Raw genomic sequence first — 13339 nt, 5'->3', positions numbered from 1 at the left:
TTACACCACAGCGTCGTGCACGCCGGCGAGCACCTCGACGAGGTAGTCGGCGGTCATCATCTTCAGGTCGAGGGGGTGAACCTGGCCCGCGCCATAGGCGGCCTCCACCCCGGCGTACGAGGAGAACTCAAGGTCGCCGCCGAACTTCGCCGGTCTGTGCATCACGACCGTCTCGAAGCGGGGGAAGATGTGGTGCTGGAGCACCTGAAGCACCGGGTTCTCCTCGATACCCGGCGGGCAGAAGGCCTTCTTCATCTTTGCCCTGATCTCGTCCTCGCTGTCCGCGACCGAGATGAGGTTTCCGGCAGACGAGGACATCTTCTTGCCGTCCAGGCCGTTGATGATCGGGGTATGGATGCAGACCGGCGAGGCGTAGCCCATGCCCGGCAGGTACTCCCGGGCAAGCATGTGAATCTTCCTCTGGTCGATCCCGCCGACCGCGGCGTCGACGCCGAGGAGCGCGATGTCGGCCATCTGCATGATCGGGTAGACCATCTGGGAGACGGCCGGGTGGTCCATGCCGCGGCCGACCTCGTCCATCGAACGGTGCGCCCGGTTGACCGTGACCTCCTGCGAGAGCTGGAGGACAAGGAGTTCGTATTCGGAGTTGAGCTGAAGGTCGGTGCCCATGACGAACTTTGCGTCTTTCAGGCCGAGGGCCTCGAAGCACCGGCGGTTGTACTCGGCGGTCTCCCTGACCTCGTCGAGCGTGCCCTTGTGGTTGAGGAAGGCATGGAGGTCGGCGAGGAGGACGGTCACCTCGAACCCGGCCTTCTGAAGGTCCATCAGCTTGTTGATGGTCACCAGGTGGCCGAGGTGGATCTCGCCCGAGGGCTCGTAGCCGGCGTAGACACGCCGAACGGGCTTCTGGAGGAGGGCCCGCAGCTCCTCGTCGGTGACGATCTCCACGGTGTTACGCGTGGCAAGAGAGTATGGATCCATAAAAGAATATGGGATGTCCGGGGGATTAATCCTTCTTCAAATGGCAGTGAAGCCAAGTGCCCGGTTGGTCATCGCGATGGAGGTGGCGGCATCGTCGGCCCCGTTCATCATGGCGCGGATGGCGTCGACGTTCTCGACGACGACGTCGGCCTCCTGGTGGATCGCCTGGAAGAGGAAGAGTTCACGGCCGACGAATCCAATGGACTCTGCGAAGATGCAGTTCTCGTAGAGGTCGGCGCGCCTCCTGCCCATGTCCTGCGCGAACTCCTTCAGCTCCGCGGTGCTCGTGATCCCGGTGCCCTTGCGCACAAGGCCCAGCCGCGGGTGTTTCTCGATGATCTCGATGACTTCCTCGCGGGTCGCATCGCTCCCGAGGTCCATCTGGACGGCGTGCATGTGCATGAAGGTGGTCGGCACGATCATTGCCATCGTGGTGATGTCGATCTGCGGGAGGACGGTCTGGACGTCGGGGCCGTGGTGGCTCGGGATCTCGACGGGGTTGAGGACGATCGCGTCGACCGGCCCTTTCTTCACTTCGCCGGGGTCTGAACCGCGGCGGACCATCGTCGCCCGCACTCTCTCTACCCCGAACTTTTCGTCCATGGCCTGGATGATCCGGCAGAGACCGGTGGTGTTGCAGGAGACGACACGCACGAACTGGCGGTTCTTCGCCTCGGCATAGTTGCAGCTGGAGCAGAAGGAGAAGCCCGCGATCTCGTGGTCCTCGCCACCCTGCCAGATCGCCTTGACGCCGTAGAGTTCGTAGAGTTTCTTGTTCTTCACGCCGACGCCGCCCGGCGTGGCGTCCACGACGATGTCCGCGTGCTTGATCATCTCGGTGACGTCGCCTGCGACCTCGATGTCGGCGTCCTCGAAGGCCTTGCGCTTGTTGATCTCCGCGATGTACAGAGGGTAGCCGCGCTGGTTCGCGATGTATGCCTCGGCGCTGGGCCTGGTCTTGGAGACTCCCACGACCTCCATATCGGGCTGAGCGGCGACCGCATCGGCGACTCTCTTGCCGATAGTGCCGAATCCGTTGATTGCGACCTTGATCATGTAAAGCTTCAGTAAGAGCAGAAGCACATAAAGGTTCCCTTCTTCCAGGCCGGGGACCGGAGGTCGGGAATGCCCCCCACCGCATTCGCGCCGGCGCCAGTTTCCTGATGGGCAGGACTATATACCGTGGTGCCACACCGCTGGTGTGGAGACCTCCCGCCGCCATGCAAACAACTTTGACTTTCTCCGTCTCTCCGCGGCCCTGGTCATCATCATCTCCCACGCCTATGCCCTCCAGATTGGATATGGGGCGATACCGGGCAACTCCCCGGCGGTGCTGGTGGGGCAGGCGGCGCTTGCCGGTCTTTTCGTGATCAGCGGGTATCTCATCCCGCAGAGCTGGATGACACAACCCGACGTGAAGCGGTTCTTCTGGAAAAGGTCACTCCGGGTCTTTCCCGCACTGGTACCGGCCCTGATCTTCACGTTTCTTCTCGTCGGTCCGCTCGCCACGACCCTTCCCCTCGTGGACTATTTCATGACACTCTTCTCACCCTTCACTCTCGCGTCTTTCGATTCGGTCTGGAACGGATCGGCCCTCGGGCTCTTCCAGTCAAACCCTGTCACCTTCGTAAACGCATCTCTCTGGACGATCCCGGTGGAGTTCATGATGTACATCCTCGTCGCACTCCTCGGTGTCGCCGGCCTCCTGCGGCGAAAAGATGTCCTTCTTGCCCTGATAGCCATCGACTTTGCGATCTGGATGGTGGTGTCCGGGGATCCCGGCCTTGCGAAGGTGCGGTTCACCCTCTACTTCCTCATCGGTGCTTACCTCGCTGTCCACCACAGGGGCCGCCGTTACGACCCCGCGACCGCCGGCGTGCTTGCCGTCGCCCTTGTCGCTGCATCGCCGACCCCCTTTGCCCTCTTTCTCGCCCTCGTCGCCGTGCCGTACATCGTCCTCGCCGTCGCCCATCTGGGTGTTCCGGCCCTGAACAGGTTCGGGAATCGCGGCGACTTCAGTTATGGCGTCTATATCTATGCCTATCCGATCCAGCAGATGATCGTCCTCTATCTCGGGACGTCAATGCCTCTCTGGCTTTTTTCGGGCCTCTCGGTCCTGCTGACCTTTCCCCTGGCCTATGCCTCCTGGCACCTCGTCGAGAAGAAGGCGCTGGCCTTAAAACAGATGGGATTCGGGGAGGAGGCCTCCCCCCTCACGACCGGGCAGAACCCCTGAAAGCGTCGAGGACCTGACGCTCATTCGGTTCTGGAAAAATCCTGTCTGTGTGCCTGTACCGGGGGTCCGGTGGCAACGGGGCGAACTTGAGAACACAGAGAATCAAAGATTCTCTGAGAAGTAAAATCTCTGGTTTTACGTGCACGGAAAATCGAAGATTTTCCTGTTCCGGCAGATCTCCGATCTGCATGGGATCGAAGACCTTCGAGATGTGAACGATGCGAGCATGAGAAAATCGAAGATTTTTGAGTAGTCCCCCGGCGGGCAGTCCGGGGAAGGCGGGGGGTTGGTGTCCCGCACCAGAACAGGAACTCTACGCCACCGAAAACGAGAGCATGCCGGACCTCTCACTCGCGGTTGCTGAAGAGGCTATCCAGAGCGGCGACGAGGTCGTCCACCCTGAAGGGTTTCGGGAGTGCCGCGGCAAAACCGTATTCTGAGTACGACGCCATCACCGGGTCGTCCGAGTACCCGCTCGACGCGATCGCCTTTACGGCAGGATCGATAGCGAGCAGGCGCTCGACTGTCTCCTTCCCTCCCATGCCGCCGGGAACGGTCAGGTCCAGAACGACGGCGTCGAAGGGTTCCCCCCGTGTCCGCGCCTCTTCGTAGCGCTCGACCGCCGCGGCGCCGTCGGCCGCGGTCTCGACGGCAAAGCCCTTTTTCCCGAGCATCAAGGCCATCACCTCCCTGATCCCCTCCTCGTCATCCATGATCAGCACCCTCCTCCGGGGCCCGCCGTTTTCACGCGCCCGGGGCGTCTCCTTTCTCTCCTCGCGCGGCGCACTCTCGCTCGCCGGGAGGTAGACCGTGAATGTCGTCCCCTCGCCGGGCGTCGAAGAGACGTCGATGGTGCCCTCGTGCCTGCGGACGATAGAGAGAGAACTCGGGAGGCCGAGGCCCCGACCATGTACCTTCGTCGTGAAATAGGGGTCGAAGATCTTTCCCAGGTGTGCAGGGTCGATCCCCTCCCCGGTGTCGGCCACCTCGATCCTGACATATCTGCCGGGGCCGAGAGAGGGGCGGGCGGCGGTTATCTCCGTGTTTTTCGCCCGAATCGTAACCGTGCCCCCATCCGGCATCGCCTGCGTGGCATTCAGGACGAGGTTCCCGATCACCTGGGAGATCTGCCCGATATCCACGTCCACTGGCCAGAGACCGTCTTCTATCTCGAAGACAGGCCGCACCGCCGATCCCCGCAGGGTGAAGGCCGTGGTCTCCGTGATCATCGCGGTGAGGTGACGGGCCTCGCGCACGGGCGCACCGCCGCGGGCGAAGGTGAGGAGTTGCGCCGTCAGGTCACGCGCCCTGAAGAGGGCAGCCTCCGCGTCTTTGAGGTATGTGCACCGTTCGTCATCCGCGGCGAGGCCGTCTTCGGCGAACTGGATGTTCGCCAGGATCGCCATCAGAAAGTTGTTGAAGTCATGAGCGATCCCGCCGGCAAGGAGACCGACAGACTCGAGTTTCTGGGCCCGGACCAGCTCCTCCTCGGCACGCCTCTCGGTAGTGACATCGCGGACGACGATCACGGAGCCGGTGACCCGCTGCTCAGGGTCACGGATCGGGGCGGTCGAGCTCGAGATGAGTCTTTCCTCCCCGTCCTTTCTGAGGAGAACAGCGTCGCCCCCGGTGCCATGAACCGGGCCGGCAATCGCCTGCCTGATCTCCGGATCGAGCACCCGCAAGACCGCGGCGAGGTCCTTCCCTTCGGCCTCTTCCTGCGGCCAGCCAGTGAGGACCTCCGCGGCGCGGTTCATCAGGACGATCCTGCCGTCGGTGCCGGTGGCGATGACGCCGTCGGCGATCGAGCGCAGGGTGACGGCAAGCCGTTCCTTCTCGGTGGCAAGGTTTGCCTCGACAGTCTTGCGTTCCTCGATCTCCGCCTTCAGTTGCCCGACGGCGCGGTCCAGGTCAGCAGTCCGCGCCGCCACGAGGTCGGCAAGGTGCCGTCTGTGGAGGGCGAGTTCGTCGTCGGCCATCCTGCGGGCGGTGACGTCGGTGTTCAGGCCGGTCATCCTGAAGGGCGTGCCGTCCTTCCATTCGACGACCCGGCCGCGGCCGAGGATCCATTTCCACCCGCCGTCTTTTGTCTTCAGCCTGAACTCGGCCTTGAAGATCTCATTCTCACCTCGGCTGGCGGCGAGAAGCGCGGCGACCGCCTTTTCCCGCTCTTCGGGATGGATAAGCCTCTCCCATGCGGAGAAGGACGGCACGAACGCGTCGGGCTCGTACCCGAGCATGCGGTACCACCCCGGACTGAAATAGGTGGTGCCGGTTGGGATGTGCCAGTCCCACAGGCCGTCGTTTGTCGCCTCAAGAGCTGCGGAAAGGCGCTCTTCACTCTTTCGCAACCGCTCCTCCGTCGTCCTCAACCGGCGGTTCATAGCCGTGAGAGTGACGAGGAGAAGGATGAGGAGGAGACCGGCGGCGGCGGCGGTCCAGACGGTCTCTCTCTCCACCTCGACCGTGCCGGGCGGGCGGTTGATCACCGTGCTCCCTGCCGGCAGGGCCGAGTCGGGGATGCCGAACCTCTGGAGTTCATTATAGTCGAACATTGCCGACTCCGGCCGCGCCACCACTGGCGGGATATCTTCGACCGGTTTCCCGTCAAGGATAGTCGACGCCATCTCCGCGGCCGTCGCTCCCTGCATAAAGCCCCGGGTCATGTAGCCGCCGACGATCCCTTTCCCGAGATAGAAGTCCCAGACGCCGTAGATGGGGACGTCTGTCGCCGCCCGCACCCTCGCCGCGACCTCGTCATAGGTGTAGCCACGACCGGTGGCGTCGGTGTTGTAGGTGAGCAGAAGGACGACGCTTTCCGGGGGAAGGATCTGTAGGGCCGCCTCAACGTCGGTGAAGGGGAGGTCTTCGAGGACGGTCACGTTCACCTGGTCCTCGTAGGCGGGGATGATCTCCCGGAGAAGAAGTGCGTTCTCCTTCCCTGCGGTCGAGATGTTGTCGTTGACGATGACGAGGGTCTCCGTCTCGGGGTGGAGAGAGAGGGCGAGGTCGATCGTCCGCGGGATCTCGTAGTCCTCCATCACGCCGGTGAAGTCAGGGCTCTCGGGGGCCGGACGGTCGGGCCGCCAGTTCAGGCCGGTAACGACGACAGGCGTCTCCGGGAAGAGGGTGTCTTTGTACTCCCTGAGGAACTGGTAGGCATCCTCCTCAGAGGCGATGATGACGTCAGGAGGGCTGTCCCGATATTTTTCCCGGTAGATGGCAGCGAAGTCATCATAGTACGCCTCGCCGGCGGCGTGCTTCGTGTCCATGTACTCGATACGCAGATCTGTCCGGGCATCGGGCGGGAGGACAGAGACGACACCGGCGACGACGTCGTCAGTCCAGGTAAATCCCTGGTTGTAGGAGAGGAGGAGCATCACAGTCCGGGTATCGTCGACATCACCGGCGGCACCCGGCGTGATCAGGACCAGAAGAATGAGGAGGGTGCAGATCAGCGTCCGCGGCAGGTTGGGGGAGGGGCTCTCCGTGCCGGTCACGGGAGATACATTGAGGAACCATGAAATAAACATTGCGTTTCATGCAGTTCAGGGTTTTCATCCTTTGCATCATTTTATTTTAAAATAACTGTGGATACAGCCCGTTTTCCCGGAAAAAACGAGGCAATTTCTGGGTTTAAATACATATTCCAACTGGCAGGTCTGGAGACCTCTCAAAGGCGCTCCAGGGCCTCCCGCCCGCTCATGCCCTCCGCGATCCCGAGGGCCCGGGCCGGACCGTTTGCCGCGGCGATCGTCCCGGCAAGGATGTCGTCGACAGTCCGGATCGACGGCCCCGATGCCGGCCGCACCTTCGCCGCCGCGTAGCCGAACTTCTCCAGGGCCTGCACGTCGACGGCGCCACAACCCACGAGGCCCTTCTCCATCTTCACGAAGACGAGGTTTGCCGGGCCGAGGGGGATCACAAAGCCCTCGGCCTTCTTCCCACCGATGGTGAGAGGTATGCTGTCCATACATGCGGTGGCACCTTCGAGGATATGAACCGCGTGGGAAAAAGTTTCCCTTCACAGGATTAACCACGGAAAAACAGAGAGACCGGAAGAGAGAGGGCGAACCGCAAAAAAAGAGATGGGATCTCGAAAGGCCCTATTCCTTCGGGGTCTCGTCGAGCAGATCTCGCACCATCTTGATCGCGCAGAGGTCGCCGCACATCGAACAGGTGTCGAGGTCGCCGTCCCTCTCGTGCATCTTCCGGGCGTGGTCGCCGTACATCGCCGCCTTGAACTGGTCGTCCCAGTTGAGGCGCCTGCGAGCCTGGGCCATCTTCAGGTCGGCCTTGGCATGGGCACCCTCGCCGAGGCGCACGATGTCGCCGACATGCGCAGCGATCTTTGCGACCCGCGTCCCCTCGACGATGTCGTCGAGGTCAGGGAGGGCGAGGTGCTCCGCGGGCGAGACCATGCAGAGGAAGTCGAGGCCGTGCATCGCCGCCACCGCCCCGCCGATCGCCCCGACAACGTGGTCGTAGCCCGTGCCGATGTCGGTCACCAGGGGGCCGAGGAGGTACAGGGGCGCCCCGTCGGTGAGTTCCTTCATCATCTGCACGTTGTAGCCGATCTGGTCGATGGGCATGTGGCCCGGTCCCTCGATGAAGCGCTGGACCCCGCGGGAAAGTGCCTGCTTTGCGAGGCGGGCGAGGGTGACGTACTCCGTCGCCTTCGCAAGCCTCTCCGCATCGTACAGGCAGCCTGGCCGCATGCCGTCGCCCAGGGAGATGACGACGTCGTTCTCCTCCAGGATATCAAGGAGGTAGCCGTATTCCTTATAGAGAGGGTTTTCCTCGCCGGTGGCCGCCATCATTGCAACATGGAAGGCGCCGCCCCGCGAGACCACGCCCATGATCCTGGGGTCGGCCTTCAGGGCGGCAAGGGCGTCCTGGTTCACCCCGCAGTGGAGGGTGAGGAAGTCCACGCCCTGCTTGCAGTGGTCCCTGATGACATTGAAGAGGATGTCCGAGGTGACGTCCGCGGCCGATCCGGCACGCCTGACCGCCTCGTAGATCGGGACCGTGCCGACAGGAGCGTCGAGGGCGAGGATCCGCTTTCTCATCGCCGGAAGGTCGCCGCCGGTCGAGAGGTCCATGAGGGCGTCGGCGCCGTTTGCGAGTGCCGCCTCGGCCTTCCTGATCTCAAGGTCAGGGTCGCACCTCTGCATCGAGGTGCCCACATTGACATTCACCTTGATCCGGCACCCTTCCCCGATGGCGACGAGGCGGTGCGGGCGACGGGGGTTGGCTGCGACGGTGATCCGTCCCCTCGTCACAGCACGGGCGGCCTGCCGTGGTGAAAGCCCCTCGTCCCTCGCGATCGCCTCGATCTCGGGCGGGACGCCTTTGAGGGACTCCTTGATCAGGGTTTGCATAACACACATCTGTCACCGATCCTTATTATTCTGCATGCCAGTCACGTGGTTGCCGGGAGAGGGGTTCTTCGCGAACAGTTACCTCTTCGGCGATATCCTCATCGACGCCGGGGTCTACCCGATGGCCGTCGCCCCCCATGCGGACAGGGTCAGGACGATCGTCATCACCCACACGCACTACGACCATATCGCCCACCTGAAGGAGATCGCGGCGATGACCGGGGCCGAGGTCTGCGTCCATGCCCTCGACGTCCCCGGCCTCACCGATGATACCCGGAGTCTTGCGCCGATGTTCTGCGAGCAACCCCCGATGGTCGTCCCCGACCGCATCCTCGCGGACGGGGACAGGGTCGGCGGCCTTCTTGTCATCCACACGCCCGGCCACACGCCCGGCGGGATCTCCCTGTACAGCGAGGAGGAGCGTGCTCTCTTCTGCGGCGACACCGTCTTCCCGGGCGGGTCATTCGGGCGGTGCGACTTTCCGGGCGGGGACGGCCGCGCCCTCGCCGCCTCGGTAGAGCGCCTCTCCAACCTCGACGTCGAGGGCCTGTACCCCGGCCACGGCGAACCGTTGAAGAGCGGCGGCAGCAGGCATGTCAGGGCGTCGGCCCTCGCCCTGAAGGGCATGCGGTGATGAAGGGCGTCTACTGCCTTGTCCTCCGGACGAGGGCCTGCGAGATAGAGGTCGGCCGTCTCGGGGCCGTCCGCTTCAGGGCCGGGTATCACATCTATGTCGGTTCGGCCCTCGGCCCCGGCGGACTCGAGGCGCGGGTCGGCCGGCATGTCAGGCGTGCGGCGACGTGGGAGGGGCGGCCGCACTGGCACATCGACCGCCTCCTCCTCTCTCCCGACATCGCTCTCAGGGGTGCGGTCCTCGGGGCGACGGAGGAGGATATGGAGTGCCGGATCGCCGCCGCGATCGGCGGGGAGGCCGTGCCGGGTTTCGGATGCACGGACTGCTCCTGTCCCTCGCACCTCTTTTTCCGGCCTGAAGATCCTTTTGCAGAGATCGCGGAGGCGTTCAGGAGGGCGGGCCTCGTCCCGCAGATCAGAAAGAGCAATATGGGTGAAGTCCATCTCAGTGTATGAAGGTCCTCGGCGTATCAGGGAGCATGAGAAAGGACGGCAACACCGCCCAGCTGGTCAGGTACATCCTTGCGAAGGTGCAGATGTCAGGGATCGAGACCGAATTCGTCTCCCTCGCCGGACGCATCGTCCACCCCTGCACCGGGTGCGAGAGGTGCAAGGAGACGAAGTGGTGCGTCATCGAGGGGGACGGGTGGGGCGACATCGCCCAGCGGATGCTCGAGGCCGAGGTGGTCGTCATCGGGTCGCCGACCTACTACTATGACGTCAACGGCCAGATGAAGAACCTCATCGACCGGACCTACTCCCTGTACCATGACCGAAAACTCGCGGGCAGGAATGCCGTGGCGGTGACGGTCTGCGCCGACCGCGGCTGCGAGCGTTCCCTGGAGACGATCGAGGGATTCCTGAACACCCACCAGTTCTCGTACCTCGGCCATGTCTGCGGGAAGGCCTATCTCCCGGGCGAGATCATGACAGACGCCCGGGCGGTGAAGAAGGCCGACGGCGTCGCAAAAAAGATCGTCAACCTCCTCCAGCCGAAGGACTAAAACTTTTTTTCAGTTCCAGGAAATTCCTGTTGTACAGAGCCAGCGATGTTTTCAAAGAACCGCCTGAAACTCCGTTTCATGAGCGATTCTTCAGAGCCCATTTTCCCTGCACGGCGGATCAGAGGTCCGCCGTCTCCAGATATCTCCGGGGTCCGGGGTTCCCGGGCACCCGCGGCTCTTTTCCCTCTTCATCACGGGAGGGGCGAAGATCCCCTTCCACCACCCCGTACTTGAGCACGTCCTCGAAACGCCCTCTGTGAAAGAGGTGCCCCCGCCGGCATCCCTCAAGGCGCAGCCCGGCCTTTTCGAGCACCCGCGCGGAGGCCGGGTTCCGCCGCAGGCAGGAGGCATGGACCCGGTGGAGGCCGAGGGGCCCGAAAGCGAAGGCGACGGCCGCCACCGCCACCTCGGTCGCATAACCCCGCCCCCACGCGTCGGTCCTGATCCAGTAGCCGAGTTCGGCGTTCCTGTTCGCGGGGTCGATGGTCAGGCCGACCGACCCGATGAGGACGCCGTCGCCGGCCCGCACAATCTTCCAGACAGCGCACCGGCCGTTCGTCCACCCCGCGATGCTCGCCGCGATCCAGGCCGTGGCCATTCCCTGCGGGTACGGGTAGGGCATCCGCACCGCCGTATCTGCGATCGCGGGGTCGTCGGCAAGGCGTGCGATCTCCGGGGCGTCTGAGAACCTGAACGGCGCAAGAAAGAGATGCGCGGTCCGAAGGGTCGGCTGGACAGTCATCGTCCTGATCAGGCCACCCCGAGGATCCTCGCCGCCAGGTGGGCGGCGTTCTCCCCGCCATCGACCGCGACGCAGGCGACAGGCACGCCCTTCGGCATCTGCACGACCGAGAGGAGCGCATCGAGGCCGCCGAGGAGTTTTCCTGAGACCGGGACGCCGATCACCGGCTTCTTCGTCTTCGAGGCGACGACACCCGGCAGGGCCGCCGACATCCCGGCGATGCAGATGAAAACCTTCGCGTCCGAGGCCTTCACGTACCCCTCCAGGCGGTCCGGGTCGCGGTGGGCCGAGATCACCTGGAGGTCGTATGTGATCCCGTACTCGTCGAGCACTTTTGCGGCCTTCTCGGCGATGGCGCTGTCCGAGGCCGACCCTGTAATAACGGCAACATCAGGCATGATATCTCTCTATTTTCCTCAGGATAGTATAGCCCGAAAGGTGGTTATCCTTTGTCCTGCACGGCCGCGGGGGTAACCTACATTTCCCCCTAGCGTGCACCAGTATATACTGATCTCTTATGGAAAACGAAAGACTCCTGATGCTGCCAGGCCCGGTACCGGTGCCGGAACGGGTTCGGCAGGCAATGATGCGGCAGGCAATCAACCACCGCGGCCCCGAGTTCGGCGCCGCCTACGCCGAGAGCGTTGACGTCCTCAAGGACTGCTTCGGGACCAAAAACGAGGTGTACATCATCAGCGGTTCCGGCACCGCCGGCATGGAGGCGGCGATCGCCAACTTCGGGCAGGGCAAAAAGATTGCCTCCCTCGTCAACGGCAAATTCGGCGAGCGCCTCTGGAAGATCGGGCAGCGTTGCGGCGAAGCGACCGCCATCAACTCAGAGTGGGGCACGCCCGTCAACCTGGACGCCCTTGCCGAGGCCCTGGAGAACGGCGCCGAGGTCGTGACGATGGTCCACAACGAGACCTCCGCCGGCATCCTCAACCCGGCGAAGGACGTCGGGAAACTCGCCCGCAAGCACGACGCCCTCTTCGTGATGGACGGCGTCACCTCCGTCGGCGGCGACGACGTCCGCATGGACGAGTGGAATGTGGACGTTGCGATCGTCGGTTCGCAGAAGTGCCTCGCCGCACCGGCAGGCCTTGCGGCCGTCGCGGTCTCTGACCGCGCCTGGGAGAGGATCGCCGAGAAGAGGCCCTTCTACCTCGACCTCGCGGCCTACCGGAAGAACGGCCAGAAGAGCCCGATGGAAACCCCATACACCCCGGCCGTGCCCCTGTTCCTCGCCCTTGCCGAGGCCCTCGCCATCATCAAGGAAGAAGGCATGCAGGCCCGCGTCGCCCGGCACCACAGGATGTCGGCCTCGGTCCGCGCCGCGGTCGCCGCCTGGGGCCTTGAAATGTTCCCGACCCTCGACGCCGTCTCCGCATACTCGAACACAGTCACGGCGGCGAAGATGCCCGAGGGCGTCACAGACAGCGCCCTCCGCGGCACCGTCAAGAAGATGGGCATCGAGATCGCCGGCGGCCAGGACCACCTCAAGGGCAAGATCTTCAGGATCGGCTCGATGGGTGCGGTCAGCGCCCCCGAGATCCTCGCCACCCTCGCCACCGTCCAGTACGCACTTCGCAAGGCAGGAGTTGCCGGCGTGGGCGACGGTGTCGAGGCCGCGGCAGAGGTGCTCGACGCATGAAGGTCGGCGTCGCTGACACCACCTTCGCACGCGTCGACATGGGCGCGATCGCCATCGACGAGCTCCGCAAACACGCGAGCGTCGGTATCGAGCGCTACACCGTCCCGGGGTTCAAGGACCTCCCGGTCGCCTGCAAGAAACTCATCGAGGAGCGGGGATGCGACATCGTCATCGCCCTCGGCATGCCTGGCGGCAAGGAAAAGGACAGGATGTGCGCCCATGAGGCCTCCCAGGGCCTCATGCTCGCCCAGCTCATGACAAACCACCACATCATCGAGGTCTTCGTCCACGAGGACGAGGCCGGAACAGAGAGTGAACTTGCCTGGCTTGCCGAACAGCGGACAAGGGAGCACGCCGTCAATGCCGTGAACCTCGTCCTCAGGCCGCAGGTCCTCACCAGGCAGGCCGGCACAGGCCAGAGGCAGGGCTTCGAGGACGTCGGCCCTGCGAGGCAGTGAACCGGCAGAATAAAAAGAGAACACAGACAGGATCGATCGAGGAGAAGACAATGGCAATCAAGCTTGGCTTTGTGGTTGCGGAGTTCAACCGCGACATCACCTATATGATGGAGATCGAGGGGCGGGAGCACGCGAAGTTCCTCGGCGCAGAGGTCACCGAGTGCTTCTATGTGCCCGGCGCCTATGACATGCCCCTGGCGATCAAGAAACTCCTCTCCGAGGGGAAGGTCGACGCCGTCGTCACGATCGGCTGCGTCATCGAGGGCGCGACCCAGCACGACGAGATCGTCGT

Annotated in this window: 14 protein-coding genes; 7 read left to right on the top strand and 7 right to left on the bottom strand. The window is 63.7% G+C overall.

What is annotated here, in order from left to right; genetic code table 11:
* Nucleotides 1-942 (bottom strand): tyrosine--tRNA ligase, encoded by a 942-nt coding sequence (locus BP869_RS10110; RefSeq protein WP_342679331.1) that lies wholly within the window; start codon nt 940-942, stop codon nt 1-3.
* Nucleotides 943-978: 36 nt separating this feature from the next.
* Nucleotides 979-1998 (bottom strand): type II glyceraldehyde-3-phosphate dehydrogenase, encoded by a 1020-nt coding sequence (locus BP869_RS10105; protein ID WP_342679329.1) that lies wholly within the window; start codon nt 1996-1998, stop codon nt 979-981.
* 145 nt (nt 1999-2143) lie between these two features.
* Between BP869_RS10105 and BP869_RS10100 the strand changes: the two genes are divergently transcribed.
* Nucleotides 2144-3178: an acyltransferase gene (locus tag BP869_RS10100; protein WP_342679327.1), complete on the top strand. Its 1035-nt coding sequence runs from the start codon at nt 2144-2146 to the stop codon at nt 3176-3178.
* A 347-nt stretch (nt 3179-3525) separates the two neighbouring features.
* Here BP869_RS10100 and BP869_RS10095 read toward each other — a convergent pair whose 3' ends face one another.
* The 3 genes from BP869_RS10095 to thiC all read right to left on the bottom strand — a co-directional run bounded on the left by BP869_RS10095 (nt 3526) and on the right by thiC (nt 8568).
* Nucleotides 3526-6711 (bottom strand): ABC transporter substrate binding protein, encoded by a 3186-nt coding sequence (locus BP869_RS10095; protein WP_342679325.1) that lies wholly within the window; start codon nt 6709-6711, stop codon nt 3526-3528.
* A gap of 140 nt (nt 6712-6851) precedes the next feature.
* Complete coding sequence (locus BP869_RS10090) at nt 6852-7151, bottom strand: YunC family protein (RefSeq protein WP_342679323.1); 300 nt, start codon at nt 7149-7151, stop codon at nt 6852-6854.
* Nucleotides 7152-7284: 133 nt separating this feature from the next.
* Entirely contained in the window at nt 7285-8568 is a 1284-nt protein-coding gene (thiC, locus tag BP869_RS10085) for a phosphomethylpyrimidine synthase ThiC (RefSeq protein WP_342679321.1), read from the bottom strand.
* A gap of 25 nt (nt 8569-8593) precedes the next feature.
* Between thiC and BP869_RS10080 the strand changes: the two genes are divergently transcribed.
* The 3 genes from BP869_RS10080 to BP869_RS10070 are packed head-to-tail and all read left to right on the top strand — an operon-like array spanning nt 8594 to nt 10196.
* Entirely contained in the window at nt 8594-9193 is a 600-nt protein-coding gene (locus BP869_RS10080; RefSeq protein WP_342679319.1) for an MBL fold metallo-hydrolase, read from the top strand.
* Nucleotides 9193-9648 carry a DUF123 domain-containing protein gene (locus tag BP869_RS10075; RefSeq protein WP_342679318.1) on the top strand — a complete coding sequence of 152 codons (456 nt, stop codon included), beginning with the start codon at nt 9193-9195 and terminating at the stop codon, nt 9646-9648. Before BP869_RS10080 ends, BP869_RS10075 begins: the two co-directional genes overlap by 1 nt.
* Nucleotides 9645-10196, top strand: a complete 552-nt coding sequence (locus tag BP869_RS10070) for a flavodoxin family protein (RefSeq protein WP_342679316.1) — start codon at nt 9645-9647, stop codon at nt 10194-10196. The genes BP869_RS10075 and BP869_RS10070 overlap by 4 nt, the downstream gene beginning before the upstream one ends.
* A gap of 118 nt (nt 10197-10314) precedes the next feature.
* Here the strand turns inward: BP869_RS10070 and BP869_RS10065 are convergent, their stop codons facing one another.
* Nucleotides 10315-10938 carry a GNAT family protein gene (locus tag BP869_RS10065; RefSeq protein WP_342679314.1) on the bottom strand — a complete coding sequence of 208 codons (624 nt, stop codon included), beginning with the start codon at nt 10936-10938 and terminating at the stop codon, nt 10315-10317.
* Nucleotides 10939-10946: 8 nt separating this feature from the next.
* Complete coding sequence (gene purE, locus BP869_RS10060; RefSeq protein ID WP_342679312.1) at nt 10947-11336, bottom strand: 5-(carboxyamino)imidazole ribonucleotide mutase; 390 nt, start codon at nt 11334-11336, stop codon at nt 10947-10949.
* 119 nt (nt 11337-11455) lie between these two features.
* Here purE and BP869_RS10055 point away from each other — a divergent pair, with 119 nt between their 5' ends.
* The 3 genes from BP869_RS10055 to ribH all read left to right on the top strand — a co-directional run.
* Nucleotides 11456-12589 (top strand): alanine--glyoxylate aminotransferase family protein, encoded by a 1134-nt coding sequence (locus BP869_RS10055; RefSeq protein ID WP_342679310.1) that lies wholly within the window; start codon nt 11456-11458, stop codon nt 12587-12589.
* On the top strand, nt 12586-13047 hold the full coding sequence (ribC, locus tag BP869_RS10050; protein WP_300167396.1) for a riboflavin synthase: 462 nt from the start codon (nt 12586-12588) through the stop codon (nt 13045-13047). The genes BP869_RS10055 and ribC overlap by 4 nt, the downstream gene beginning before the upstream one ends.
* Nucleotides 13048-13097: 50 nt before the next feature.
* The coding region (gene ribH, locus BP869_RS10045; protein ID WP_342679307.1) for a 6,7-dimethyl-8-ribityllumazine synthase at nt 13098-13339 on the top strand (242 nt) is incomplete at its 3' end.

Origin of the sequence: Methanofollis sp. UBA420, assembly GCF_002498315.1 — an archaeon.
GTDB lineage: Archaea > Halobacteriota > Methanomicrobia > Methanomicrobiales > Methanofollaceae > Methanofollis.
This window is presented reverse-complemented; position numbering and strand designations above follow the sequence as displayed.